Origin of the sequence: Enterocloster lavalensis (assembly GCF_046603895.1) — a bacterium.
Classification (GTDB): Bacteria; Bacillota; Clostridia; order Lachnospirales; family Lachnospiraceae; genus Enterocloster; species Enterocloster lavalensis.
On the sequence record NZ_CP176637.1, the window covers coordinates 2,779,573 to 2,804,723 of the forward strand.

The following is a 25,151-nucleotide window of genomic DNA, read 5'->3' on the forward strand; positions in this document are numbered from 1 at the left end:
CTGCGCCTCCTTATATCCTTCATGATCCATAGCAGGGTAAAATTTCCTAACATACCATTACAGTATAGCAGTCGGCGGTTACAATACGGTTACTTTTTGGGCTTTTTCCGAATATAAAGTACACAGCAAAAAACCGGCCCGGGCAAATCCTCTGATCTGCGCGGGCCGGTTCCTGACCGGCGTTAACTGATTCGGTTGATTGTCACGGATAAAGCCCCAGTCCCTTACTCACGTTCACCACAAAATCCTGGACATTGGTCACGATACTTTTGGCCGACAGGCTTCCCCGGTCGCCCAGCTTGTTCACTGCAAACTCGGACACGTCCACGCTGTAAAAATAAACCTGGCGCACAGTCCCGTCGGGCATCACCCGGAAGGACGGGGTCATGTTGCCGGTGGCGATGGAGTGAAGGGTGGTGGCCATACAGATTACGGTGGTGGCTTTGCGGATGCATTCCCGCATGGCGTCCTGACCCTCGTACACATTGGCGTAAACCTCGGGCAGGGGGCCGTCGTCGCGGATGGAACCCACCAGCACAAAGGGCACCTGCTTTTTCACGCAGCTGTACATGATGCCGTTGTCGATGCCTTCCTTGTCGATGAATTCCGGGATGGAGCCGTGAAGCTTCACCTGGTTGATGGTGTCGATGTGGTTGTAATGGCCGTTGGGCTGGGTGTGCTGGGTGTAGATGTTCTGGCCCAGGGCGGTTTTTAAGTAGGCCCCCTCCAGATCGTGGGTGGCCAGGGCGTTTCCGGCCAGCAGGGCGTCCACGTAGCCGTTCATCACCAGGCGGGAGAACGCCTCCCTGGAATCGGAGTCAAAGGCGCAGGCCGGGCCCATGACCCACACCACGTAGCCGTGATCCCGCTCGTATTTGAGCAGATCATAGATATTGTCGTAGTCCTTGGAAAACGCGGTCTCGCGGGTCCTTCTCTGGCGGAAGGCAAATGTCTCGTCGTGGCCGCCCTCCCCCGCGTCAAAGCCGTTGGGGTACACGAAAATGCCTTCCTCGCAATTCTCCGTCCGCCCGGTAAACACCAGATCCCCCTGTTTCAGGTTGCGGAACTCCCGCACCGCAATCGTCCCGTTCTCGTACACGGCCACGCAGTCCATCCGGCTCTCCCCGGCTAACAGCCAGCGGCCGTCCACCTTGAAGTATTCGGGAAATATGGTGGTGGCGTGGTAGTTCCCGGGCGCCACCCGGTCCCTGGGAGCCGGTGCCATGGCCGCGTCCGGCGCGTTTACAAACATTTCTCCGGAAAAATCCGGGGCTGCGTATTTTACCAATTCAAATGGCATATTGAGTTTCTCCTTTTCCTTTCGTTCCCGTACTACCCCTCCACAAACAGCGGCGTGGAATAATACCGGTCCCCGCTGTCCGGCAGCAGCACTACAATCGTCTTTCCGGCGTACTCCTCCCGACGGGCCAGCGCAATGGCCGCGTACAGCGCCGCGCCTGAGGAGATTCCCACCAGCATGCCCTCGGTCCGCGCCAGAAGCTTGGCGCCTGCAAACGCGTCGTCGTCCTCCACGGTCACGATCTCATCGTAAATGCCGGTGTCCAGAACCTTGGGCACAAACCCGGCGCCGATTCCCTGAATCTTGTGCGGCCCCCCGTGACCGGCGGAAAGCACCGGGGATTCGGCGGGTTCCATGGCGATTATCTTGACGGCCGGGTTCATTTTCTTCAGATAACGGCCGGTTCCGGTGATGGTTCCGCCGGTGCCGACGCCCGCCACAAACGCGTCCACACAGCCCTCCGTGTCCTCCCAAATCTCCGGCCCTGTGGTAAGCTCGTGGGCCTTGGGGTTCTCCGGGTTGTCAAACTGGCCGGGGATAAAGCTTCCCGGAATCTCCTTCGCCAGCTCCTCCGCCTTCTCGATGGCTCCGGTCATACCCCGCTCCCCCGGGGTCAGCACGATCTCAGCCCCGTAAGCCTTCAGGATATTGCGCCGCTCCACGCTCATGGTGTCCGGCATGGTCAAAATCATGCGGTACCCCTTGGCCGCAGCCACGGAGGCCAGGCCGATGCCCGTATTTCCCGAGGTTGGCTCAATGATCACGGCCCCCGGCTTCAGCTCGCCGCTCTGCTCCGCCGCCTCGATCATGGCCTTTCCCACCCGGTCCTTCACGCTGCCTGCGGGGTTGAAGTATTCCACCTTGGCCAGCAGGCGGGCCTTAAGTCCCTCCCGTTTCTCCAGGTTTACCAGTTCCACCAGGGGCGTTTTCCCTACCAGCTCAATCGCTCCCTTATAGATTGTTCCCATCGCTTTCTCCTCTCTCCACGTTCCATGGATCACGCCGCATTTCATAGTTACTTACTAGGTTTAGTGGGATTATATTCCCCTGCCGCTTGTTTGTCAATGATGTTTGGAAAATTTTATTTGTATTTTCACCGCACAGGTCTATAATTAAGAGCAGCATTTCATTTTATGACATATGGAGGTTGGAATATGAAATATTTAAAACAGTACATAATCTGCGCGGCGGCGGCCCTTGTCTGCCTCGCCGCGCTGGCGGGCTGCTCCGCCCGCAACAGCTCGGACAGCAAGCTGATTCTGGACGGAAACAAATTCCGGATCGGGCAGTGTACGATCCGGGAGATCACAGCCGCGGGCTTTGACCTGGAAACGGACGCGGACCCGGATCAGAACATTCCGGCGGGCACCATGCTGGCCCATCCTATTCTACTGCTGAAAAAGGACGTGCCCGCCGCCAGCGCGGTGATCGCCAATCCCGGAAAAACGGATCTTCCCCTCTCCCAGTGCCGCGTGTACAAACTGACCGGCTTCTACACCATTGACGGCACGGACGGCGCTTCCCAGGTCATCTACGGCGGCACGGATTTCAAGGGTTACGACCGGGAGAAGGTGGAAAAGTCCATGGGACGCCCCGACAACAGCGGTAAGGACACGGATCTGGCCACGCTGGACCAGTTCGAATATGCCGGCCCCGACTACATGGCGGTGTTCTCCTTCGGCGGGGACGGAACCGTCACGCAGATCGAGCTGGACCATACGGGCTACACGGTAAATAAATAGATCAAACGCCCGCCACCACGGCAGAAATGCCGGGATGGCGGGCGTTTTTTGTCAGCCGATTCCCCCGTAGAGGATCCCCAATACAAACACAATCACAGCCAGAGGCACGTACACATACTTAGCCAGCGGGCCGAAATACGGGCTCAGCTTCTTCCTGCGCCCCAACTCCATCTCCTCCCGGATTTTGTCAAATCCCAGCACATAGTAGATGGAAAACGCGCCCAGCACCGCGCCGAAGGGCACCACGATGATGGTGACAAAGTCCATCCAGGACCCCACCTTGGGCTCGGCCTCCAGGAACAAGCCCACGCCCAGCGTAATCAGTCCGCAGAGTAGAACGGCGGTCTTTCTGGAGAGCTTAAACCGGTTCTGCCAGGACTCGCACACCGCCTCGAACATATTCACCAGGCTGGTGATTCCGGCAAATGCCACGGAAATGAAAAACAGGATCGAGAACAGCTGCCCCATGGGCATCTGGCGGAAAATGTTCGGCAGCGTGATAAACATTAAGGGCGGCCCGGCATTGGGTTGGATTCCAAAGGCAAATACCGCGGGCATGATCGCCAGCGCGGCCAGCATGGCGGCCAGAGTGTCGAACACCGCCGTCTGGATGGAGGAACGCGGAATGTCCTCGTCCTTTTTCAGGTAGGTGCCGTAGACGATCATCCCCGATCCGGTGATGGACAGGGAGAAGAACGCTTGTCCCATGGCCATGACCCAGGTGTCCACTTTTAACAGATATTCCCATTTTGGCACAAACAGGAACTTGTACCCCTCCGCCGCGCCGGGCAGAAAGGCCACGCGGATGGCCAGAATGGCGAACAGCACGAAAAAGGAGGGCATCAGCACCTTGTTGATCTTCTCGATGCCGCTGGAAACGCCGAACATCAGAATGGCCATGGCCAGAACCACCACGATCACATGCCAGGGAATACTCCCGAACTCCCCGGTGGCCTGGCTGAAATACACTGCCGCGTCCGTGGTCAGTATGGAATTGGTCAGGGAGCCGAACAGGGCGCGCACCACCCAGCCCACGATGATGGCGTAGCCGATGGCAATACCCAGGGAACCCAGAAGCGGGATCCAGCCCAGAGCATAACCCAGCTTTCCCTTGCTGCGGGAGGCCCAGCAGTATTCGTAGGACCCCAGCGTGCCGGTCCTGGCCCTGCGCCCGATGGCGAACTCCGCCGAAAGGCCCACCAGGCCGAACAGTGTGATAAAGATCGCGTACGGAACCAGGAACGCAGCCCCGCCGTACTGGCCCACCCGGTACGGGAACATCCAGATATTTCCCATACCCACGGCCGATCCCACGCAAGCCAGGATAAAGCCCAGGCTCGTCTTGAAACCGCCGTTCTGGTGGCCTTTATGTTTCTGGGCTCCGTCGCCCTTAAAACCATCCCCCATTACATTTCACCTCTTAGAATTTTTTACTTATATAGACTAGCAGATAATAGGGGATTAGTCAAACCCATCATTTCCCTCTTCCCAACAGCTTCACCGCGATCACCGCCACCACCGTGGACAACAGGGTCGCCGCCAGCGCCGGGCCCACGATGGCGGCGGGATTCACGCTCCCGTACTGGCTGCGGTAGGCGATCATGTTGATGGGGATCAGCTGGAGGGAGGAAATGTTGATGATCAAAAATGTACACATCTCATTGCTCGCCACTCCTTTGGGGCGCTCGCCCCGCTGCTCCTCCACCTTTTTAAGCTCCTCCATGGCCTTAAGCCCGGCGGGCGTGGCGGCCCAGCCCAGGCCCAGGATGTTGGCGATCATGTTCACGGAAATCTGTTTGGCCGCCTCGCTCTCGGGGGAGAGGCGGGGGAACAGAAAGCGCAGCACCGGGCGCATGCGCCGGGAGAGCTGGTCGATGAGCCCGGCCCGCTTGCCCACCTCCAGCACGCCGGTCCACAGGGTCATGACCCCCAGCATGGTGATGCACAGGGTGACCGCCTCCTTGGCCGAGGTCAGCGCGCCCTCGGTGACCGCCGCCAGCTGGCCGTGAAACGCGCCCCAGAGCACGCCGATGAGTATCATGCCGGACCATAGATAATTTAACATTCGAATCGCCTCGAATTGTTTCTTAACTACACTTTATGAGCGGGACCGGGGCGGTTAGAACATTTCTCCAGAGATGCTTTTTGTCCGATCTGCGTTCCCGGCTCCGGGTATGGTATCCAGTGCGGTTCCCGCGGCTATGGGCGGTTGTAGCTGCGCAGAATGTAGGCGTAGTCCCCGTTATCCGGCAGTTCTGCAATTTTCCAGACCGGCTCTCCGCTGTAGCGTCCGAAATGGGGCCGTATTTTCCCTATGGACTCCCGGTCCATGTGAAAGAGATCATATTTGCCGTCCAAGGCGATCTCATGAGCGCTGGCTATACATGCCCGGTTCAATTTGCGGAACCAATCTGAAAACTCTTTCCTTGTAATTTTTGCGGTCCGTTCCATTTTGATCCCATCCACATCCATATCCAACACCTCGATCACTCTGACCTTGTCCTGGTGAGGCGTGCCTGCTTTCGCATAATTCACCAGGTACAGCGTGGCATCCAGCGACCTGGCCACCCGCCAAAGACCCAGAAATTTTGCTTTATTTTTTCCCCAGTACCACTTCGGGTGGCTCGTGTGGGGCGTCACGGTCTGTTTTTCATCGCAGAGCAGATATTCAAACAAAATATACCCCATAACCGGATGCTTTTGCAGCCTGTCAAAATTCACCGCCGCCGTAACGTCCCCGCACAGCATCTCCTGGGCAAACTGAAACCCACTCTGATCGTCGTGTCCCAGGGGTTTGCTTACCGCCTTATCATTGGATTCATGCATCTCATCCGCCTCCTTTATTGATCCTGCCTTTATTTTACCAGATATTATTTTGAAAGGACAGCGGGGTCATTTTTCGTAAGAAATATTACGCTTCTTTACCTTTTTCTGAACCCCATTGACCTTGGAGTTACTCCATAGTGTAAGTTGGTTTTGTCAAACAGAACGACAAGGAGCATGAACACGAAAGGAGAAAATAAATAATGAAAAAGAACATGAAGCTGCTGCTGATTCCATGTACGGCAGCCGCGCTCACACTGGGAAGCGCGATGATTTCCTTCGCCGCCACCGGCTGGGCTGAGGAGAACGGACAGTGGGTTTACTACAACAACGATGGGAGCAAGGCGACCAATGTTTTCAAGAAGTCCGGCAACGGCTGGTTTTACCTGGACGAGGACGGCTACATGGCGAAGAGCCAGATCGTGGAGGTGGACGACAACTACTACTATGTGAACTCTGCGGGCGCCATGGTCTCCAACGAGTGGCGCGAGGTTGAAAATGAGGACAGCGGCGACGGCGAACCGGACACCTGGTGGTATTACCTGCAGGCCAACGGCAAGGCCGTAAAGAAATCCGGCTCCAGCGACAGCGTGCGAACCGCCACCCTGCCCACAGCCGCGGGAAATGCGAAGTTCATCTTCGACGAGGAGGGACACATGATGTCCGGCTGGATCGATGAGAACGGTGAGATGCTGACCGACGATGACGCCTGGCAGGAGGGGCTGTACTACTGCGGCCTGGAGGACGGCGGCCGGATGGCAACCGGATGGAAATATCTGGAAGCTGAGCCTGAGGAGGACGACGACGACCGCGAGGGCGACGGCTATTACTTCTACTTTAACCCCAACGGCAAGAAGGTAAAGGACACGGAGAGCAAGAAAATCAACGGCCGCAAATACCGCTTTAACGAGCACGGCGTTGCGGAATTCGACTGGTACGCGAAACCCGGCACGGAGACCGCCAGCAGCTCCAACCTGTATTACAGCGCGGAGGACCAGTGCTGGCTGTCCACCGGCTGGTTCAAGACGGTTCCCAGCGAGGACGTAGATCCGGAGGCGCACAACGACGACGAGCCGTACTGGTTCTATGCAAATTCCAACGGCGAGCTGGCAGCCGGCGAAATCAAGACCATCAAAGGCCAGAAATACGGCTTTGACCCGGTCGGCAAAATGCTCCACGGCCTGTACAAGATCACCTTTGCCGAGGACGGAAGAACCATCCTGGAAGCGGAGGAGATCGAGTCCGAGAGCGACCTGCCCGATGAGGACGAGGACGTGTCCGTTTACTACTTCGGCGACTCCCCCAAGGAGGGCGCGATGAAGACCGGCACCGCTACCCTGGATATCGACGGCGAGAAGCATTACTACAAGTTCAAGAGCTCCGGCAGCGACAAGGGCGCTGGCGTGGATAAGATCGACGACGGATCCATTTACATCAAGGGCAAACGCGTGGAGGCCGAGGAAGGCTCCAAGTACGAGGACATCGAGTACAAGGGCGAGCATTACCTAATCAGCACCTCCGGCAAGATCATGAAGAGCAAGAAGAACATCAAGGACAGCGACGACACCTACTACTGCACCGACAGCAAGGGTATTATCACCTATAAAGGAAGCGAAAAGAAGGATTAAGATCCGACATCACACAGCGGAGGCCGCGGCATAAGCGGCCTCCGTTTTTATGTCTGGTTTTGTGTGAGGCGGGGCCGAGGCTGCCTATGGACTTTTTTCCAGATATAACCTATACTTCACTCAGAAAATATTTTTTAAGTTTTTAAAACGGACGGAAGCCGGGATGGTACTAAGTTATAGAGATCAGAAAACAGCCGGCAATGATCAGTTTACAGAAACAAAGGAGAATGACATGAGTGAGGTTCAAAATCATCCCGGGAGCAAACATGCGGATTCGCGGTTACTCGACGTCGTCGCCTTGGTAAAGCGGGGAGACGCTATGGCTTTTGAAGAATTATACAGGCTGACCTACAAATACGCCTATTTTCATGCAAAATCGATTTTGCACGATGACGACGAGGCGTGGGATCTGGTGCAGGAGACCTACATCGCCGTGTACCAGCACATTGACAGCCTGAGAGAGGAGCGCTATGTGAAATCCTGGATTTCCGGGATCGTCTTCAATCTCGGTATGAAACGGCTCCGGAAAAAGCGCGATCTGCTGGTGGACGGGGAAAATGATTTCCTCTTCGACGCCCTGGAGGACGAAAATACGGACGGTTCCCCGGAAAAGGCCCTGGACAGCAAGGAAACCGCCGCCATTGTGCGGGAGGTGATCGACCGGCTGCCCGCCCTGCAGAAGGCCGCCGTAATCGCGTACTATTTTGATGAGAAAAGCGTGGCGGACATTGCGCGGGAGGCCATGTGCAGTGAAAATACCATCAAGAGCAGATTAAACTATGCCCGCAAGGCCATGAAGGAGGGCATCGAGCACAAGGAACGCCAGATGGGCGTGAAGCTGCACGTTGTCACCGGCCCGATGATCGTATTCGTCCTGCGGGGCATGTTCAGCAGCATGACCGTTTCCGCGCAGAAGGCGCGGTATACCTGGATGGCGGTGCGAAAGACGCTGGGATTGGCTGGGATGGCGGCTGGAGCTGGAAGCGCGGGGAGCGCAGGCAGCGGTGCAGGCGGAAGTGCAGGCGGTACAGGCGGGGCGGCCGGAAGTGCGGGGAGCGCAGGCGGCGGTGCAGCCGGAAGTGCAGGCGGTACAGGCGGCTCGGCCGGAAGCTCAGGGAACGCAAGCGGCTCGGCCGGAAGCGCAGGAAACGCAGGCGGATCGGCCGGAAGCGCAGGAAACGCAGGCGGATCGGCCGGAAGCTCAGCAAGCTCGGCCGGCCCGGCGGCCAGCACCGCAGCAGCCGGTGCCGCCGGAACAGCCGAAAGCGCCGGTGCCGGTGACGCTTCCCTTCTCTTCGGCGCAGTAAAGGTCAAAACCGCCGTGATCATATTAACCGCATGCCTGGCCACAGGCGGGGCGGCGGGCGTGGCCATCGGCAAGGGCGCCATTGCGGCCAGCCGCCAGGAAACTGCCGAGCAATCAAACGGCGGCTCCGGCTCTCCCACGTCCCAGGCCGACGTTTTATCCGCAAATACCGGCGCCCCGGACGGCACAGACACCCAGGCTGAGACCACCGGGCCTGCAGTGGATCTCTCCGACGGTTGGAAAATTCTGGAGAATAACAGCGGATACGGATATATGGAAAACGGCGAATACGTCCGCCACACCTGGAAGGAAATCGAAGGGGAGGTATACTATTTTGACCGGAACGGCCGGATGGCGGATCAGCAGACATCCCTGGGACGGCAGACCTTTTCCTTTAACAGCGACGGCCGCCTGACCGGAATCCAGGCCGCCGACAATGGAGCGGGGTGCACCGTGTACTATGACGAGGACATCCGCTACAGTCTGGACAACGGCCGGCTGATCCGGGAATCACCCGAAAACGGACATCTGACCCTCTACGACGGCCCGGAAGCCCTAACCGGCTTCACCGTTTCAGACGATATGGCGCTTTGTTTTTCCGTTAACAAGCTTTTATTGATCGATGCGGCGGACGGGAGCGTTTTAAACGAATCTCCGGTGGCTTCCCTGGATATTACCGCGCCCTTAAGCCTCTGCCTTTCAGATTCCGGGCTTTACCTCAGCGCCTTAAATTCTGAACGCACAGACGGAAATCTGATAAAGCTTACCAATCTGGTGGTTCCGCCGGACGGGTATGAAACCGATACCAGGGACAGTTTCAGCCTGGAAAACATCAACCATTCCTACGGCTACTCGCCGGAATTTTTTAAGCTTCAGGCGGCGGACGGGGAGGTCTATTTTCTCCGCAGCAACCGCTACCCCACCGCAGGCGGCGTTCAGACCTCCGGTTACAGGCTGTGCCGCATCTCAAACCATGAAGCCACCGTCCTGATGGATGAGAATGTGGATGAATTTTTTATCCACAGCGATACGCTTTTCTATATGACCGGCGGCGAACTAAAGAAAAAAAGCCTCTCCCAAATAGCCGCCGCAACAGCAGAGCGGAACCAAAAGGCCCTGGCGGCATATAGGGAAAGGCTGACGGAATATGCAAAAATCCCTAAAGATACAACGGACGACGATCCGGCTGTTCCCGTGGGTTTCAGCGTCGTTGACCTGAATCAGGACGGTGTATTTGAGGTTCTGGTGGAACGCGGCCAATACTTTGCCACCCAATACTGCGAACTTTTGTACTACACCGACCATCTTGAACAGGCTGATCTGCTGCAGAGTTGTAATCTTATCAACGAAAACAACGGCCTTATTTTATCGACCATCGCCCATTATGACTTAAATTGCACCGTCTACCATTTTGATGGAACCGGGGTAAGGGAGGTGGCAAACATCTACCTCTCGCCCAATATTTTGAGTTACGAAAATGAACGCGCCGCTGCTGCCGAGATAACCCAGGGATTGGCGGATCTGGAGCGTTGGGAGTATGGCACCAACGAAATCAGCGGTTTGATATTGAACGAAACCACCTTTGACCTCACATTAACAGGAAACGGCGCACGCACGAGCTATATCCCCTCCACGTTCTACCTGTTTGCAGAAGAATTTTTAAGCCCGGCACTCAATCCCGAGGAATACTCCGCCCAGTAGAATTGCCCGGACTCTCACCCTCTCCTGTGCCTGATATAAGTCTGAATCATGTCCAGGATAAACTGCTGCTCCTCCCCGGACAGCTCCTTCACCGACGTGTATATTTCCGATAATACCTTAGCGCTGCGCCCGGCTTCCCCGCTCTCATCCATGGGGCCGTCGCCGCGCAGCAGCCATTGGCGGTTGATTTTCAGCACGTCGCAGATGGCGTTGACCACCAGGGGCTGGGGTTCCAAAACCTTGTCGTGTTCGATGTTGGTGACAACGCCCCGCGAGGCGCCTATTTTCTCCGCCAGCAGTTCCTGGGACATGCCGCGGGCCTTTCTCGCTTCTTTTAACCGTAAACCGATACTCAAAATGACCACACCTCCTCCATACCGGAAGTGTACCATGGCAAAAACGTATTGTCAATACAATACTGTATTCTAAATCCAGTGTTATTGAATTGACAAGTCTATTTTTATGTGTTAATATGTATTTACAATACATATTTCTTATTATTTAAGTATTATAAAAACATTTTCCAGGAGGGGATGGACCCATATGACCCGAGATACGAAGCTGGCCGACGAAATACTGACCCTTGCGAGCGCAACCTCTTTGGATTACCAGGAACATGTTTTAGACGTCGTGAAAGCGATGAATTTCACCCGGAACGTGGTGCAGAGAGAATTTGAAAGCCATGAACATTTTTCTGAAATGATTAAAACCTGCGGCCGGGAACCCGGTACTAATAAATGAGACGAACAGGCTGCGGCAAAACCCACAGCCTAAAATTTAAAAACTTAAAGGAGATCGATTATGAAAAAGCACTTTAAGAAACTGGCGGCCGCTTCCCTGGCCTTCACTGCCGCCCTGGCCCTGACATTTCCCTCCTACGCCGCGGGCTGGGTGCAAAGCCCCCAGGGCTGGTGGTGGAGCGACGAGGTAAACGGTTCCCCCGTGAGCTGCTGGCGCTGGCTGGACGGCAACGGGGACGGCTGGGCTGAGTGTTACTACTTCGACCATTACGGTTATATGGCGGAAAATACCACCACACCGGACGGATACCAGGTGGACGCCAGCGGCGCCTGGGTCGTGGACGGGGTCGTCCAGACGGTCTACCAGGATCCAGCCGCCCAGGATCAGGAGGAAGAGCCGGAAGAGGTCTGGGTGGACACCACCGAGGAAAATCCCTCTTACCGCTTTTTTGAGACGGACCATTATAGCCAGGGCACCAATAAGACCCTTAACCTCAGCGACGGCTCCACCAAATTCTGGAGCAGTTACCTCTGTCTGACGGGGTACGACGGCTTCATCAAAATGGACGTGAAAACCCGCAATAAATTCCGGCCCGAGACGCTGGTGGCCAATGTCTACAGCACCAATGGAACGCTGACCATCTATGGCGACGATGACGAGGAGCTGGAATCCTTTGAATTCGACTACGAGGACTCCATACGCGAGATCGCGGTGGATGTGAGCGATCAGAGCTCTATTACCATCAAAACCAGCAGCGGCCCCCACTATATGTACTTCCAGTATCTGAAGCTGGAAGGCCAGGAGCGTTACCAGTAAACCTGGGTATCAGCTGGCAAAAACGCATATTTCCGCCTTGCAAACGGCCCCGGCGCGTCTTTTGCCCGGGGCCGGACCCCCGTCTCCCGGCCCGGGACCAGCCCCATTCCCCGAAAATACTTGACTTTATACCCGGTACATGGTTTATACTATAGTTACGGCCCGGGACCTAAAAATCAAGTATTATAAAAAGAAACGGGGTTTTATTATGAAGCAGCTGAATAAAATCATGCTGCAGCTGTTACAGGAAACAAAACAAACATTTACCCGGAAAACTGTCATATCAATCCTTCTGGGTACAGCCATCACCTCATTCGGCATTTATAATGTCCACCGCCAGACGGGTATCACCGAGGGCGGAATACTGGGGCTGCTGCTGCTGTGCAACTATTGGTTCGGAATCTCATCTTCCCTTTTATCTCCCGTACTAGACGGAATCAGCTACCTGTTCGGATTCAAATTCCTGGGCAGAGACTTTTTAAAGACGTCCATTTTTGCGACCTTCAGCCTGGCCGCCTTTTTCCGGTTATGGGAAATGTTCCCGCCGCTGCTTCCCAGTCTGGCGGGCACGCCCCTTTTGGCGGCGGTGATCGGCGGACTGTTCATCGGCGTCGGCTGCGGGCTGGTGGTTCGCCAGGGGGCATCCTGCGGAGGCGACGACGCCCTGGCTTTAATCATCTCCAAAACAACGCGGCTGAAGATCAGCCAGGCCTACCTGTTCACCGACATCACGGTTCTGGCTCTGTCGCTCTCCTATATTCCGGTCCGCCGGATCGTCTACTCCCTGGTGACGGTGACCATCTCATCCTACCTGATCGATATTGTCACCACCTTTGGCAGGGACAAGGACGAAAAGCCAAACTCTGAGGCCGTGCCGGAATAACAGGTACGCGGCGCGCCTCCTAAAATGAAATTGAACGCAATGTAAACAACAACGGGCCGTTAAAACGTGCGCCCGCGGGCGCATCAAAAGAGGACTGAACCGTCAATGGGTTCGGTCCTTTTCTGTTTCTACGGGCAGATACAATTCCAGGCAATAGGTCATGGTATCCGTCTTAAAAAATGTCATCATATCGTTTGCGTAGAGCCGCTGTTTGTGCCTTAAGCCCTGGCTCTCGGCCCATCCGGCCATGCGCCGGTAGACCGCCTCGTCGGGCAGCGGCCGGGGGGACTCCATCACGGAGTAAACGCAGTCCATCTCCTCGGTCACCGGGCACTTCTCCAGGTCGATGTCCGGGTCCAGATAGGGTTCGATTCCCCGGTAGAGCAACAGCTGGGTTTCCTCCTGGACCAGCCCCTCCTCCGGCGTGTAGTTGAGCACGTTGTAGAAATAGGACATGTCTAACCCCGCGCCCCTGGCCGCCAGCCGGAACCACTCCTTTAACCCCTCCTGAAGAGAGCCGCATTTTCCCATAATATAACACTTTGGGAAACGCTTCACCCGGAATACGTCCTTGCTGTTCTCGATGGCGTTCAAATCCCGCTCGATCAGCTTCAGCCGCGTGACCGCCTGTTGGTGGCACCGCATCTTCGCCGTCTCCTCCGCGATCCGCTGCCGCGCCCAGGCCCTTAAATCCGGCGGGGTGGTTCCCTCCATCACCAGGCCTCCGATGTCCTCCAAACTGGTGTTCATTTTCCGCTGGTACAGCACGTACATCAACCGGTATATGTCATTTTCCGAATAATACCGGTAGCCATTCTCCTTCTTTTGGGATGTAATCACGCCCTTTTTCTCGTAAAAACGCAGGGCGTCCCGGCTCAGACCCACGATATCCGCCACGTCTCCAATCCGGTACTCTTGTTTTTCCATACCGCACCATCCTTTTATGCCTTCAAATTCATAACCAATATAAAGGTTGGCGCGTTTTTTTTCAATGGCTTGCGGGATAATGCAAGGGAACCGTAATGAAATTGTAAATAGGGCAGGCCGCTTCCGGGCTCCGGTCAGCCGTCAGAAGTATGTGTCGGAAATATTTCCCTGTTCGTCGAACGTAAGGGGTTCGCATTCCCCGCAGACCTCCGCCTGGGGGATGGACCGGGCGATGTCAACCAGGGCCTCGGACACCAGAATCTCCTTCATATGCAGCGTGTTTTTTATGTACACGATCCGCATGTGCTCCACGTCCACATCCGCGCAGGTCTTGATCGCCGCCTTGATGCACTCCTCGTCGTTTTGGAAGATCATGGGCACCTTGCTGACCTGGGTCACGCGGCAGGTCAGGCTGTTGGGGTAGGTCTTGTCCATGTCGAAGCTGTCGAAGGCTTTCCGGGTGGACACGTCCGCCATCCCCCAGCCCACCGTATTGCCGTGGGACTCCTGGGTGATGTTGAGCACGGCCACCCGCTGGGACTTGATCCCGCCGTGGGCGTAGGGGGTGGCGAAAGTGCCGCTGACGTTGGGGTCCATGCCGTCGCCGGAAATATTTTTCCCGATCTCATGGACGATCAGCACGTCCGCCTCCGGGATCAGAATCCGGCTCATGTTGGCCTTGGCCTCCAAGAGCAGCTTCGGTTCCTCCTGCGCAATGGACTCCGCGGGCACGGCCCGGACAATATAAGTGTCGTCGTAGGCGTTTTCCACGATGGCCAGACCGAACAACAGCCTGGAATACTGAATAATGGCCTTGCCGAACTTGGGCACCGTCTCCGCCATGTGGCCGAAGCCCTTGGCATGGCAGTAGTCCGCCCCCGCCTGCTTGGCCAGGCCGATGGCTAACATCTTCATCAGCCCGGACTCATAGTCCCCCATAAATGCCGTGTGGGCCTTGATCCGGTTCACCACGATGATTCCGTCGGCCTGGGCCGCAAACGCGTCGATCTGCACCGGCAGCCCGTCCTGCGTGGTTCCGATCACCTGGGTCCCGGTGCCGATACAAAGGGGACATCCCATGGCCTCCTCGGTGATGCCGTAACCTGCCAGAATCTCCGTCTGACCCTCCACCGTCGCGCCGCCGTGGCTGCCCATGGAGGCGACGATAAACGGCTTTGCACCGATCTGTTTCAGTTCGTCCACGATGGTTCTGACGATCAGCTGGTAATTGGTGATGCCCCGGCTTCCCACGCCCACCGCGATGCGTTTTCCCGGTTTCAGCCGCTCTGCGATCTCCGGCCGTTTAAGCTCCGCCAGCACGGCGGCCTTCACGTCCTCGATCCGGGGCCGCGGGAAGCTCTGTTTCACCCGCACCATTTTGGGTATTGTAACCTGCTTTAAAATGTCGCTCACTGCGCTCATTGTTGATTCCCCCTCTGCTATCTGCTCAAAAATCCCCCGTCCACCGGGATAATCGCTCCGTTTAAATAATCCGACGCCCCGGAGGCCAGGAAAATCACCGCGCCCTTCATATCCCCGGGCTGTCCCCACCGGCGGGCCGGAATCCGGTCCAGAATCTCCTTGCTGCGCACCGGGTCGTTTATGATCGCGGTGTTGAGCGTCGTTGCCATGTAACCGGGCGCCAGGGCGTTGATGTTGATGTTTTTCCCCGCCCACTCGTTGGACAGCGCCTTGGTCAGCTGGGCCACGCCGCCCTTGCTGGCCGCGTAGGCCGCCACGGTGTAACCGCCCAGAAAGCTGAGCATGGAGGCGATGTTGATAATCTTGCCGCCTCCATTTTCCAGGAAATGCCGTCCCGCCAGCTGGCACAGCTTCCACACGGAATTCAGGTTCACGTTGATCACAAAATCCCACTCCTCTGTGGGGAATTCCTCGCTCCTGTACCGCCGCTGGACTCCCGCCCCGTTGACGATGATGTCCAGCCCGCCCAGGGCGTCCACCGCCCGGCTGAAAACGCCTTCCAGCTCGTCGATCCGGGACAGATCGGCCTGTATCCCATGGCAGCGAAAACCCCGGCCGCAGAACTCCCGGGCCACCTCCACCGTCCGGTCCGAGATATCGATCACAGCCACCTCGGCCCCGCTCTCCATCAGCCCCTCGGCCATGCTGTAGGCCAGTCCCTGGGCCGCGCCGGTGACAATGGCTTTCCTGCCGGTCAAATCAAACAGTGTATTCATTGGTCCCTCCCGTCAGCCGAATTCCCGCTCAAACCGCAGGCAGGCTTCTCTCAGGCCCTCCGGCTGCTTGAAAATGTTGTGTACGGTGCCCACGATCACATCCACGCCCATATCCCGGCAAAGGACGGTTCTCTCGTGGTTGATTCCGCCGTCCACGGAGATCAGGAACCGGCAGTCATGTTTTCTACGCAGATCCGCAATCTGAGCCAGCCGCTCCATACTGCCGTCTAACAGCGCCTGCCCGGCAAAGCCCGGCTCCACCGCCATCAGCATCACCATGTCCACGTACTCGATATAAGGCTCGATGTGGTCGATGCGCTGGGACGGGTTGATCACGATTCCGGCCTTCATCCCAGCCCTGTGGATCTCGTTGATGATCCGCCGCACAAAGGGCGTGCTGTCCGTGTGGAACGCCACGTAATCCGCCCCGGCTTCCCGCAGGCGCTCAATGTAGTCCTGGGGGTTGGTCACCATAATGTGGACGTCCATGACGATCTGGGGGTACGCGTCCTTCAGCTCCCGGATCAGCTTGATGGGCATGCACAGATTCGGCACGTAGTGGCCGTCCATCAGGTCAATGTGAAAAAACTTGGTGCCGCCCGCGGCCAGCTCGTCCAGCTGCTCCCGCATTTCCAGAAACGGCACATTGATAACCGACGCCGAATTAATCATTTTGTTTCTCCTTTTTATTTCAGGTTTTCCGCCTCGATCTCCAGCATCCGCCGGCGCAGGCCGCTGACAAAGGCTTCCCGCTCCGGCGCGAAGTCCTGGCAGAAGTCCGTGGTCAGGAACATGTTTACGATCTCATAGGTATTCTGCTCGCCCGCCACGTTTTTTCCCATGGCCAGCACGTTGGCGCCGTTGAGCTGGCGCATCTTGAAGGCCGTGTACATGCTCTCGGAAGCCACGCAGTAAACGCCCCGGAACTTGTTCGCCATGATGCTGACACCCCCGCCGGTTCCGCAGAAGATGATTCCCCGCTCGGCCTCTCCGCTCTGGACCGCCAGGGCGATTCGCTTCGCCGCCTCCGGGTAAATCAGCTGGTCCTCCCCCTCGTTCTGGCCTAAGTCCAGCACCTCGTAACCGTTCTCAAGTAAGTACGCCTTGACCTCATTTTTCCTTGCGATTGCGGAGAAATCCGCCCCCACTGCCACTTTCATAAAAAACACGCTCCCTTCTCTCTGAAAATTCAGATTTTCCTTGACATTCCGTCATTTTGCTATAGTATTATTAATGTGTAATATATTAACTACGTTATTTCAAATGAAAGGCCGATAATATGTTAGAGATCGCTCCCCGCCAGAATGACCAGTCCCTGAAGCAATATGTGTTCGCCACCCTGTCCCAGAACATCGTGCGCCTCAACCTGAAGCCCGGTGAAAAACTGAACGAGGCCGAGATCAGCGAACTGCTGGGAATCTCCCGCACGCCCATCCGCGAAGCCCTGCTGGACCTGGCGGAGAAAAAGCTGGTGGTGATCCGTCCCCGAAGCGGCACCTTTGTGTCCTTCATCGATATGGATATCGTGGCGCAGTTCCTGTACCTGAGAACCGTGGTGGAGCGGGATTTGTCCCGGATGGCCTGCGACTGCCTGAGCCCGGACGATATCGACCGGCTGCATGAGAATATCGCCATTCAGAAGTATTATTATGAGACCAGCAAACCCAACAAGCTGCTGGAGTGCGATATCCGGTTCCACGGGGAGATCTACCGCATCTGCAAAAAGGAATTTCTGAGCGACGTGATCTCCAACCTGTCCATCCACTTTGACCGTATCCGCTACCTGAGCATGACCAAGCGGGAGTTTATCCTGAAAATTTCCGAGCATGAGAATTACCTTCATGCGCTGGAAAACGGGGACGTCCAGGCGGCTATGGCCATATCGGATGAGCATATGGCCCATACTTTTGAGGACTATGAGTGGATTAAGGAGGCGTTTCCGCATTATATTGGGTCGTCGGAGGGGTGAGGCGGCTTTGCCTGGTACCCCCTTATGTTCAGATTGCTGGAATTCGCTGGCCGTCCTAAGGAATCCACCAGGCAAAGCCTGGTACCCCTTAGGACAAGGGCCGTCATAAGGAATCCACCAGGCTATGCCTGGTACCCCTTAGGACAAATTAATACAGTTAAACGGTTTATTCCCATCCAACACATTCACCACTTCCTCCGCCACCTTCCGCTGCAGCGTCGTGATCGCAGTTTCCGAATACCACGCGCAGTGGGGGGTGGCGATTACATTGTCCATGTGAAGCAGCGGGTTGTCTGCTTTCACCGGCTCTTCCTCATACACGTCCACCGCCGCGCCTGCGATCCGGCCGGTCTTAAGGGCTTCCACCAGGGCCTTCTCGTCGATCACGCCGCCCCGGGCCGTGTTGATCACAACGGCCGTGGGCTTCATGCGGCAAAATTCCGCCTCCCCGATCATCCCCCTCGTCTCTCTGGTCAGCGGCACGTGGACGGAGATAAAATCGCTCTCCGCCAAAAGCTCGTCCAGCTCCAACGGCTCCGCCCCGTATTCCCGCACCAGCGCCGCGTCCGCGTAGGGATCGCACACCCGGATGGCCACGCCGAACCCCTTAAGCTTCTTCGCCACCAGCTGGGGAATTCTTCCAAATCCCACCAGCCCCACCGTGGACTCGCAGAACCGGGACAGGGGAACGGTGCTTCCATATCCCCAGTCGCCCTCCCGCAGCGCCCTGGTCAGCACCGGCAGTTTCTTCGACAGGGCCAGCATCATGGCCACCGCGTGGTCGGAGACCTCCTCCACCCCGTAGTCCGGCACATTACACACGTAAATTCCCTTGCGGGTCGCCGCCTCCACGTCGATGTTGTTCACCCCGATGCCGTACTTGATGATCATAGCGCAGTGTTCCAGGCTGTCGATCAGCTCCGCCGACACGTCCGAATACTGGGTCACAATGGCGTCCGCGTCCCGGCAGACCGGGATCAGCGCCCCGGCGTCCCGAATCTGATAGTCGTAGAGCTCATAGCCGTGCGCCCCGATGATCCGTCGCTCCGCGTCGATATTTTCATACTGGTAATCCGTGATTACTACTTTCTTTCCCATCTCGTTTCCCCTTATAAAATTCCGGTTTCCCGGGCCACGATGTAAGCGCCTCTGGCCGAGAGCGGGATATCCCCCTCCGGGCAGAAGGTCTCCACCTCCCGGAAATAACCGTCATATTTCAGCACATCCGCCACCGCCGTGCGCAGCGGCTCCTTTCCGCCCACCACTGCCAGCGTGTCCCCGTCCACCTTCAATGCCGTGGAATTGCGGACCGCCTGCATGTCCCCGGCGATGGTGGCCCCCAAAATATAGTTGGCCAGCTTCTTCGGGTCGTTGTTGTAGAACAGCATCAGGATTCTGGCGGTAAAGCAGGCCCTTCCAAGTCCCGCCCGGGTGGCGGTCTCATACCCCTTCTGAACCCATTCCCGGTCATAACTCTCCGGCGACACGAACTCCCGGTTCACCGACTTGGCGATAATGGTGTCGTTGGTGATGGAGGCCAGCAGTTCCCCGGAAATGGAGGTGAGGCAGCCCGTGATCTTCCCCTCCCGGTCCACAGACACGAACTTGTTGTGGGAGCCGGGCAGAATCAACAGCATAGGTTTTCCCGGCGGGAACTTGTCGAGAATGGCCACGCTCTCCACCTCCTCGCCACGCATAATGTCCATGGCTTCGATATTTTCAAGGTCAAAGAGGCCCTCCCCGTTCTTGATCCCCGGGATAAAGCAGATGGGGATGGGGCAGATATCCGGCAGGGAAATCTCTGCGATATTGGCGGCCAGCTCCTTCACCCCCGCAGGCGCGGTGATCCATGGCACCACCACCAGCCCCACGTCGGAGGTGATCATGCCGCTGCCGATGATCCGGTGTATCTGGTCGTAGGAGACGCCGTTGCGCTCCAAAAGCTGCTCGATGCACTCCCGCACCGCCTGCTTAAGCTTATGGTTATTGCCGTCGATGGAGGTGTTGCGTACCCCCACGGCCCGCCGCTCCTCGTCGATCCGCCTCTGCCCGCTGCCCCAGAGGATGCACCGGGTGTTGGTGGTGCCCCCGTCAATGGTGATAATATACTCTTTCACGATCTCACTCCCCGTCCTTCCTGGAATGTTTTACTTTCTCCTTCTGCTTGTCCGAATACACCTGAACCAGCACCGCGATCAGCAGCACCACGCCTGTGATAATGTCCTTCCAGTACGCGCTGATATGCCCGTTTAAGTTGATCAGGTTGGTGATAAACGTCACGAACAGGCAGCCCAGGAACACGCCGTGGATCTTTCCGATGCCGCCGCGCACGGACGTGCCGCCCAGCACCACCGCGGCCATGATGGTCATTTCCCAGCCCTCGCAGGCCGTGGGCTGTCCCGCGCTCAGACGCCCGCAGAGAATGATACCGCTGCACGCCGCCATCAGCCCGCTGATGGTGAACACGATAATCTTGGTCCGGTTCACGTGAATCCCCATCATTTCCGCAGAGCCCTCGTCGCCGCCCACCGCGTAGACGCCCCGGCCGAAGTCCTTTTTCCGCAGAATCACGGTCAGAACCAGGATCAGGACGATAAACGCGAAGGTAGGAAACGGGATCAGGCCGAACACATTTCCATTACCCACGTACTTTAACTGGGGCGCGTTGGTCCCCAGGGAAATGGACAGCTCCTTGTTGATCAGCAGGGCGAATCCCCTGGCCGCCAGCTGGGTTCCCAGGGTGGCGATAAAGGGCTGCACCTTGAACATGCTGACGATCACGCCGTTAAAGGCCCCAAATATAGCACCCACCGTCAGTCCGCCCGCCACCGCCACCGGGAAGCCGTAGGGGGCAAGCCAGGCCGTGACCATGCTGACCAGGGCCGCCAGCGCGCCCACGGACAAGTCCCTGGCTCCGATTAAGAAGCACAGGTTCACGCCCAGACCCATGATGCCCATCATGGACGCGGTGTGGAGCACGTTGATTAAATTTTTCTTGTAGTTCAAAAATGTGGTCCCGTAGGCCGCGGTACCCAAAAGGATCAGCAGCAGTACCGCGATCACGGAAGAGTTGTCGTTCAGGAACTGCCCCAAGGGCTTCCTGGTTTTCGCTTTCATCGTATCCATGTTCCGCCCTCCCCTTATACGCTTCTCTCACGCTGAATAGCCAGCGCAAAGATGATAATTGCCGCCTTGATAATGTTGGATGTGGCAAACGGGATACCGTTCATATTGACCGTGGTTCCGATGAGGACCATGATCAGGCAGCCCGCGATGGAACCCACGATGTTGGCCTTGCCGCCCTTCATGGAGGTGCCGCCCACCGCCACGCCCGCGATGGCGTCCAGCTCGTAGAGCTTGCCAAGCTCATTGGGGTCCAGGGCCGCGTTCCGGCACATTTCCAGGATGCCGCAGGAACCCGCCAGCACCGCGGAGATCACGTACACCGTAATGATCACGGCCACGGTGCGCACGCCGGTCAGCCGGGCCGCCTTGGGATTGCTGCCCACGGCCTCCACGTACTTGCCTAGCAGGGTTTTGCGCAGCACAAACACGCTGACAATGACGATGAAAATGAAAAATACAATCTGAATCGGCACTCTGCCCGGAAAGCGGTAAATGCCCAGGGTCTTGATCTCCGGGTAGCCGCCCAGCACGAACACAGAGGATTTGGCCATGAGAACCGTGACGCCGCGCATCACGATCTGCATCACCAGGGTCAGAATCACCGGCTGCACGCCCACGCTGGAGATAAGAAAGCCGTTGAACACGCCGATGGCCGCGCAGGCTGCCAGGCCGATCAGGCACCAGACCCAGAAATTTCCTCCGTTGGTGATTCCCAGGGACACGATGATGCCGCAGAACGCCATCATGGACCCTGTGGAGATATCAATCCCTCCCGAGCTGATAACAAAGGTCATACCCACCGTCATAAACAAAATGGGGGTGGACTGTTTAATGACCAGCCACAGGGTGTTGAGGGATAAAAAGTTTTTTGTGACAATTCCGTTAAAGACGATCAGCACCGCCAGGGCGATTACCGCGCCGTAGCTGATAAAAATCTCTCTGAACGTCATCTTCTCTTTCTGTATGTGATCCGCCATACAACCAGACTCCCTTCCGCGTTTGTAACCGTCCGCTGCCTTCGCAGCCGCCCACGCTCTACATATCGATTTGGCCGGACGCAATCACGTTCATGATGGCATCCGAGTTGATCTCCTCATTCACCAGTTCCCCCACGTTTCTCCCGTCGTGCAGAATCACGATGCGGTCGCATTCCCGCACCAGTTCGTCCAGCTCGGAGGAAATGTAGAGCACGCTGATCCCGCTGTCGGAAATCTGTTTGATCAGCTCCTCAATCTCGCCCTTTGCGCCCACGTCGATGCCCCGGGTGGGCTCGTCCAGGATAATCAGGTCCGGGTGGGTGGCCAGCCATCGGGACAGGATCACCTTCTGCTGGTTCCCGCCGCTCAAATCCTTGATCTTGGTGGAGGTGCCCGGCGTCTTGATGGCGATCTTCTGGATGTATTCCAGGGTGACTTCCTTCTGCTTTTTCTTGTTCAGGATTCCGAACCGGCTGATCTTGGGCAGTATGGTCATGGTCAGGTTGTCCTGGATGGACATGTAGGGGAAAATGCCCTCGGCCTTGCGGTCCTCCGAGCAGAACGCCAGCCCCCGCTTGATGGCGTCCGCCGGGCTCTTGAAGCGGATGGCCGTCTGGCCCATGAACACCTCGCCGTCATAGTTCAAATCGTCCCCGAAAATGACCTTGGCGGTCTCCGTTCTGCCGGAGCCCAGCAGCCCCGAAAGCCCCAGAACCTCGCCCTTGTGAATCTCCAGGTTGATGTTCTTCAACCTCTGGTTGGTTTTTTTCACGCCCACCACCCGGCAGATCACTTCCGATTTCACCTTATCCGGGTCGTATTTTTTCCTTTTATTTACAAGTTCGCTGGCATCCCGGCCGATCATCAGGGAGATCAGCTTGAGCTTTGGCAGCTCCTCAAGGGGCATGCAGGCGACGTATTCTCCGTCTTTAAAGATCGTGGCCGCATCGCAGACCTGGTAAATCTCGTCCATTTTGTGGGTCACGAAAATGGTGGAAATCCCCTTCTGTTTCAGTCCCTTGACCACGTCGAACAGCACCTTGACCTCTCCGGTGTCCAGGGAGGAGGTGGCCTCGTCCATGATCAGCAGCTTGGTGTTGCGCGACAGCGCCCTGGCGATGCTGACCATCTGCTGGATGGCCGTGCTCTGCATGCTCAGCTGGGCGGTCACGTCGATGTCCACGCCCAGCTCCAAAAGCGCGGCCCTGGCATTTTTGTTCATGGTATCCCAGTCGATCATCCCATTTTTCTTAGGTGTATTTCCCAGATAAATATTTTCCGCAACACTCAAAAACGGGCTTAGGTTCAGCTCCTGGAAAATGGTGCTGATCCCCAGCCTCTGAGCCTCGTCCGTATTTCTCGGGTTTACCGCTTTTCCGTCGAAATAAAACTCCCCGGCTCCCGGGTCCCGGCGGTAGTAGCCGGTTATAATCTTAATGAGGGTGGATTTTCCCGCTCCGTTCTCCCCCATAAACGCCATGATCTCGCCCCGGTGGACCTTAAAGTGGACGTTTTTCAAGGCCTTGACGCCGGGAAATGTCTTTGATATGTTCTTCATCTCCAGCAATACATTCTCTTCCAATGCGGTCCCTCCTCACTTGCCTATTCTCGCCCGCAGGCTGCGCCGGCGGCCCATTACATACGGCAACCGCCCGCGGCCTTTTCCATTTAAAAAATGAGTGTGCGTTCAGCCATCACACGTAGCGGAGTGCACACTCATTTTGATTATTACCAAACATGCCTGAATGCCGGTGAATTACCAGCCCGCTTTCTCCAGCTCTGTCGCTGCATTGTCAACTGTGAAGAAACGGTCGTTGGCCCAGATCAGTCCGTCCACTTCCATACCCTGTTCCAGAGCCGCCACTACCTGAAGCGCCTGCGGCCCAAGGAGCGGTGAGCACTCGGAGCAAGCCGCCACTCTGCCGTCAATGATTTCCTGAAGCATTGCCGAGCTGCCGTCGCCGATGGACAGCACGTCGATGTCCTCGCCGGGTACCAGGCCCATTCCGTCGATGGCCTGCAGTGCGCCGAAGGTCATCTCGTCGGAGTGCGTTACCACCACGTCGATCTCGTCGCCGTAAGCCTGGATCAGGTTCTCCATACAAACCTGAGCCTCGGAACGCATGTTGTTGCCTACCTGGGACTCCAGAAGCACGATGTTATCGTGTCCCTTGATGGTGGCCATGAAGCCCTTGGAGCGGTCCATCGCGGTGGTGGAGCCGGGCGCGCCGAAAATCTCAACCACGTTGCACTTATCAGGATAATTCTTAATCACCCAGTCGGCGCACCACTCGCCCTCGGCCTCGGCGTTGGAACGGATGGCGGTCACATAGTCCTCGCCCGGGGTACCGTTAGCGGAGCGGTCCAGAAGGATCACGGGCACGCCCGCGGCCTTTGCAGCCTCCAGGGCCGGAACCAGACCTTCCTCCTCCTTGGGTGGCAGCAGCAGATAGTCGATATCCTGCGCCAGCAGGTCGTTTACATTGGAAATCTGGGTTGCGGTGTCGTTCTTGGCCTCGTTCCAAACCACCTCGAATCCGGCGCCCTCAAATGCTTCCAGCACGCTGTTGGTCTCGGCGATACGGAACGCGTTGGTGTAGTGCATCTGCGCAAGGCCCACCTTCTTGCCCTTGCCGAAATCCTTGGGAAGTCCCTCTAACGCCGCACTCAAATCCACGGATTGCGCGATGGTCTCCGCTGCGGCTGCGCTGGTCTCAGCCTTGGACTCTTCCTTGGTTTCCTCCGCCTTCGTCTCAGCCTCGGTGGCCGCGGTGGTGGCGGGTGCTGCGGTGGTCGGCGCTTCCTTGGCTCCTCCTGAACATCCGGCCAGGGATGCAACCATTCCGATTGCGATTAAATAAGCGTAAAATTTCTTCATGTACCCTCCTCCTAATGTGTTTCATCACATTTGATATATTTGTATATATGAAATATATCATTGTATTTTTGCAGAGTCAACAACATTATCTTCGATTTATAGAATATATTCGACTTTTCTACTATATCCACAATTA

24 protein-coding genes are annotated in these 25,151 nt (G+C 56.8%); 7 read left to right on the forward strand and 17 right to left on the reverse strand.

Features of this window, described 5'->3' with window-relative positions; all coding sequences use genetic code 11:
- Positions 1–202: 202 nt before the first annotated feature.
- On the reverse strand, positions 203–1,300 hold the full coding sequence (locus tag ACK2JC_RS12330) for a hypothetical protein (RefSeq protein ID WP_227169688.1): 1,098 nt from the start codon (positions 1,298–1,300) through the stop codon (positions 203–205).
- Positions 1,301–1,332: 32 nt separating this feature from the next.
- The gene (gene cysK, locus ACK2JC_RS12335) at positions 1,333–2,268 is read right to left on the reverse strand and encodes a cysteine synthase A (RefSeq protein ID WP_092362719.1); all 936 of its coding nucleotides are present in this window, start codon (positions 2,266–2,268) and stop codon (positions 1,333–1,335) included.
- Between the two features lie 186 nt (positions 2,269–2,454).
- Between cysK and ACK2JC_RS12340 the strand changes: the two genes are divergently transcribed.
- The gene (locus ACK2JC_RS12340; protein WP_092362721.1) at positions 2,455–3,042 is read left to right on the forward strand and encodes a hypothetical protein; all 588 of its coding nucleotides are present in this window, start codon (positions 2,455–2,457) and stop codon (positions 3,040–3,042) included.
- A gap of 51 nt (positions 3,043–3,093) precedes the next feature.
- Here ACK2JC_RS12340 and ACK2JC_RS12345 read toward each other — a convergent pair whose 3' ends face one another.
- The 3 genes from ACK2JC_RS12345 to ACK2JC_RS12355 form a co-directional block, all read right to left on the reverse strand.
- On the reverse strand, positions 3,094–4,449 hold the full coding sequence (locus ACK2JC_RS12345; protein ID WP_092362723.1) for a sodium-dependent transporter: 1,356 nt from the start codon (positions 4,447–4,449) through the stop codon (positions 3,094–3,096).
- Between the two features lie 67 nt (positions 4,450–4,516).
- Positions 4,517–5,107: a nucleoside recognition protein gene (locus ACK2JC_RS12350; RefSeq protein ID WP_040411175.1), complete on the reverse strand. Its 591-nt coding sequence runs from the start codon at positions 5,105–5,107 to the stop codon at positions 4,517–4,519.
- Positions 5,108–5,241: 134 nt separating this feature from the next.
- Positions 5,242–5,868: a hypothetical protein gene (locus ACK2JC_RS12355; RefSeq protein ID WP_092362725.1), complete on the reverse strand. Its 627-nt coding sequence runs from the start codon at positions 5,866–5,868 to the stop codon at positions 5,242–5,244.
- 200 nt (positions 5,869–6,068) lie between these two features.
- Here ACK2JC_RS12355 and ACK2JC_RS12360 point away from each other — a divergent pair, with 200 nt between their 5' ends.
- Entirely contained in the window at positions 6,069–7,493 is a 1,425-nt protein-coding gene (locus tag ACK2JC_RS12360; RefSeq protein ID WP_092362727.1) for a cell wall-binding protein, read from the forward strand.
- Between the two features lie 319 nt (positions 7,494–7,812).
- Positions 7,813–10,500 (forward strand): sigma-70 family RNA polymerase sigma factor, encoded by a 2,688-nt coding sequence (locus tag ACK2JC_RS12365; RefSeq protein ID WP_368271388.1) that lies wholly within the window; start codon positions 7,813–7,815, stop codon positions 10,498–10,500.
- Between the two features lie 14 nt (positions 10,501–10,514).
- On the opposite strand, the gene ACK2JC_RS12370 is transcribed toward ACK2JC_RS12365, so the two are convergent.
- The gene (locus ACK2JC_RS12370; RefSeq protein ID WP_390515466.1) at positions 10,515–10,865 is read right to left on the reverse strand and encodes a helix-turn-helix domain-containing protein; all 351 of its coding nucleotides are present in this window, start codon (positions 10,863–10,865) and stop codon (positions 10,515–10,517) included.
- 178 nt (positions 10,866–11,043) lie between these two features.
- On the opposite strand from ACK2JC_RS12370, the gene ACK2JC_RS12375 reads away from it, so the two are divergent.
- The 3 genes from ACK2JC_RS12375 (at position 11,044) to ACK2JC_RS12385 (ending at position 12,940) form a co-directional block, all read left to right on the forward strand.
- Positions 11,044–11,241 (forward strand): hypothetical protein, encoded by a 198-nt coding sequence (locus ACK2JC_RS12375; protein ID WP_092362731.1) that lies wholly within the window; start codon positions 11,044–11,046, stop codon positions 11,239–11,241.
- 60 nt (positions 11,242–11,301) lie between these two features.
- Complete coding sequence (locus tag ACK2JC_RS12380) at positions 11,302–12,057, forward strand: hypothetical protein (protein WP_107435019.1); 756 nt, start codon at positions 11,302–11,304, stop codon at positions 12,055–12,057.
- Positions 12,058–12,265: 208 nt separating this feature from the next.
- Positions 12,266–12,940, forward strand: a complete 675-nt coding sequence (locus tag ACK2JC_RS12385; RefSeq protein WP_092362735.1) for a YitT family protein — start codon at positions 12,266–12,268, stop codon at positions 12,938–12,940.
- Between the two features lie 102 nt (positions 12,941–13,042).
- Here ACK2JC_RS12385 and ACK2JC_RS12390 read toward each other — a convergent pair whose 3' ends face one another.
- The 5 genes from ACK2JC_RS12390 to ACK2JC_RS12410 all read right to left on the reverse strand — a co-directional run bounded on the left by ACK2JC_RS12390 (position 13,043) and on the right by ACK2JC_RS12410 (position 17,225).
- Entirely contained in the window at positions 13,043–13,867 is an 825-nt protein-coding gene (locus ACK2JC_RS12390; protein ID WP_320937310.1) for a MerR family transcriptional regulator, read from the reverse strand.
- Between the two features lie 141 nt (positions 13,868–14,008).
- Positions 14,009–15,289, reverse strand: a complete 1,281-nt coding sequence (locus ACK2JC_RS12395) for a lactate racemase domain-containing protein (protein WP_320937311.1) — start codon at positions 15,287–15,289, stop codon at positions 14,009–14,011.
- Between the two features lie 17 nt (positions 15,290–15,306).
- Positions 15,307–16,065, reverse strand: coding sequence for an SDR family oxidoreductase (locus ACK2JC_RS12400; protein ID WP_320937312.1), 759 nt, complete (start codon positions 16,063–16,065; stop codon positions 15,307–15,309).
- A gap of 12 nt (positions 16,066–16,077) precedes the next feature.
- Positions 16,078–16,737 carry a ribulose-phosphate 3-epimerase gene (locus ACK2JC_RS12405; RefSeq protein ID WP_320937313.1) on the reverse strand — a complete coding sequence of 220 codons (660 nt, stop codon included), beginning with the start codon at positions 16,735–16,737 and terminating at the stop codon, positions 16,078–16,080.
- 14 nt (positions 16,738–16,751) lie between these two features.
- On the reverse strand, positions 16,752–17,225 hold the full coding sequence (locus ACK2JC_RS12410; RefSeq protein ID WP_092362745.1) for an RpiB/LacA/LacB family sugar-phosphate isomerase: 474 nt from the start codon (positions 17,223–17,225) through the stop codon (positions 16,752–16,754).
- A 119-nt stretch (positions 17,226–17,344) separates the two neighbouring features.
- Here ACK2JC_RS12410 and ACK2JC_RS12415 point away from each other — a divergent pair, with 119 nt between their 5' ends.
- Entirely contained in the window at positions 17,345–18,034 is a 690-nt protein-coding gene (locus tag ACK2JC_RS12415; protein ID WP_092362747.1) for a GntR family transcriptional regulator, read from the forward strand.
- 138 nt (positions 18,035–18,172) lie between these two features.
- Here the strand turns inward: ACK2JC_RS12415 and ACK2JC_RS12420 are convergent, their stop codons facing one another.
- The 6 genes from ACK2JC_RS12420 to ACK2JC_RS12445 form a co-directional block, all read right to left on the reverse strand.
- On the reverse strand, positions 18,173–19,132 hold the full coding sequence (locus ACK2JC_RS12420; RefSeq protein WP_302326478.1) for a C-terminal binding protein: 960 nt from the start codon (positions 19,130–19,132) through the stop codon (positions 18,173–18,175).
- Between the two features lie 11 nt (positions 19,133–19,143).
- Positions 19,144–20,151: a 2-dehydro-3-deoxygalactonokinase gene (locus ACK2JC_RS12425; protein WP_092362751.1), complete on the reverse strand. Its 1,008-nt coding sequence runs from the start codon at positions 20,149–20,151 to the stop codon at positions 19,144–19,146.
- 4 nt (positions 20,152–20,155) lie between these two features.
- Entirely contained in the window at positions 20,156–21,160 is a 1,005-nt protein-coding gene (locus ACK2JC_RS12430) for an ABC transporter permease (RefSeq protein ID WP_320937314.1), read from the reverse strand.
- A 14-nt stretch (positions 21,161–21,174) separates the two neighbouring features.
- The gene (locus ACK2JC_RS12435; protein ID WP_007708062.1) at positions 21,175–22,137 is read right to left on the reverse strand and encodes an ABC transporter permease; all 963 of its coding nucleotides are present in this window, start codon (positions 22,135–22,137) and stop codon (positions 21,175–21,177) included.
- A gap of 58 nt (positions 22,138–22,195) precedes the next feature.
- Complete coding sequence (locus ACK2JC_RS12440) at positions 22,196–23,695, reverse strand: sugar ABC transporter ATP-binding protein (protein ID WP_320937343.1); 1,500 nt, start codon at positions 23,693–23,695, stop codon at positions 22,196–22,198.
- A 198-nt stretch (positions 23,696–23,893) separates the two neighbouring features.
- A complete protein-coding gene (locus ACK2JC_RS12445) occupies positions 23,894–25,015 on the reverse strand; it encodes an ABC transporter substrate-binding protein (protein WP_092362757.1) in 1,122 nt (373 codons plus the stop codon).
- Positions 25,016–25,151 lie beyond the last annotated feature (136 nt).

Coding starts and splice junctions, on each gene's coding strand:
- ACK2JC_RS12330 (WP_227169688.1), bottom strand. CDS start 1,300: ATGCCATTTGAATTGGTAAAATACGCAGCCCCGGATTTTTCCGGAGAA.
- cysK (WP_092362719.1), bottom strand. CDS start 2,268: ATGGGAACAATCTATAAGGGAGCGATTGAGCTGGTAGGGAAAACGCCC.
- ACK2JC_RS12340 (WP_092362721.1), top strand. CDS start 2,455: ATGAAATATTTAAAACAGTACATAATCTGCGCGGCGGCGGCCCTTGTC.
- ACK2JC_RS12345 (WP_092362723.1), bottom strand. CDS start 4,449: ATGGGGGATGGTTTTAAGGGCGACGGAGCCCAGAAACATAAAGGCCAC.
- ACK2JC_RS12350 (WP_040411175.1), bottom strand. CDS start 5,107: ATGTTAAATTATCTATGGTCCGGCATGATACTCATCGGCGTGCTCTGG.
- ACK2JC_RS12355 (WP_092362725.1), bottom strand. CDS start 5,868: ATGCATGAATCCAATGATAAGGCGGTAAGCAAACCCCTGGGACACGAC.
- ACK2JC_RS12360 (WP_092362727.1), top strand. CDS start 6,069: ATGAAAAAGAACATGAAGCTGCTGCTGATTCCATGTACGGCAGCCGCG.
- ACK2JC_RS12365 (WP_368271388.1), top strand. CDS start 7,813: ATGGCTTTTGAAGAATTATACAGGCTGACCTACAAATACGCCTATTTT.
- ACK2JC_RS12375 (WP_092362731.1), top strand. CDS start 11,044: ATGACCCGAGATACGAAGCTGGCCGACGAAATACTGACCCTTGCGAGC.
- ACK2JC_RS12380 (WP_107435019.1), top strand. CDS start 11,302: ATGAAAAAGCACTTTAAGAAACTGGCGGCCGCTTCCCTGGCCTTCACT.
- ACK2JC_RS12385 (WP_092362735.1), top strand. CDS start 12,266: ATGAAGCAGCTGAATAAAATCATGCTGCAGCTGTTACAGGAAACAAAA.
- ACK2JC_RS12390 (WP_320937310.1), bottom strand. CDS start 13,867: ATGGAAAAACAAGAGTACCGGATTGGAGACGTGGCGGATATCGTGGGT.
- ACK2JC_RS12395 (WP_320937311.1), bottom strand. CDS start 15,289: ATGAGCGCAGTGAGCGACATTTTAAAGCAGGTTACAATACCCAAAATG.
- ACK2JC_RS12400 (WP_320937312.1), bottom strand. CDS start 16,065: ATGAATACACTGTTTGATTTGACCGGCAGGAAAGCCATTGTCACCGGC.
- ACK2JC_RS12405 (WP_320937313.1), bottom strand. CDS start 16,737: ATGATTAATTCGGCGTCGGTTATCAATGTGCCGTTTCTGGAAATGCGG.
- ACK2JC_RS12410 (WP_092362745.1), bottom strand. CDS start 17,225: ATGAAAGTGGCAGTGGGGGCGGATTTCTCCGCAATCGCAAGGAAAAAT.
- ACK2JC_RS12415 (WP_092362747.1), top strand. CDS start 17,345: ATGTTAGAGATCGCTCCCCGCCAGAATGACCAGTCCCTGAAGCAATAT.
- ACK2JC_RS12420 (WP_302326478.1), bottom strand. CDS start 19,132: ATGGGAAAGAAAGTAGTAATCACGGATTACCAGTATGAAAATATCGAC.
- ACK2JC_RS12430 (WP_320937314.1), bottom strand. CDS start 21,160: ATGGATACGATGAAAGCGAAAACCAGGAAGCCCTTGGGGCAGTTCCTG.
- ACK2JC_RS12435 (WP_007708062.1), bottom strand. CDS start 22,137: ATGGCGGATCACATACAGAAAGAGAAGATGACGTTCAGAGAGATTTTT.
- ACK2JC_RS12440 (WP_320937343.1), bottom strand. CDS start 23,695: ATGAAGAACATATCAAAGACATTTCCCGGCGTCAAGGCCTTGAAAAAC.
- ACK2JC_RS12445 (WP_092362757.1), bottom strand. CDS start 25,015: ATGAAGAAATTTTACGCTTATTTAATCGCAATCGGAATGGTTGCATCC.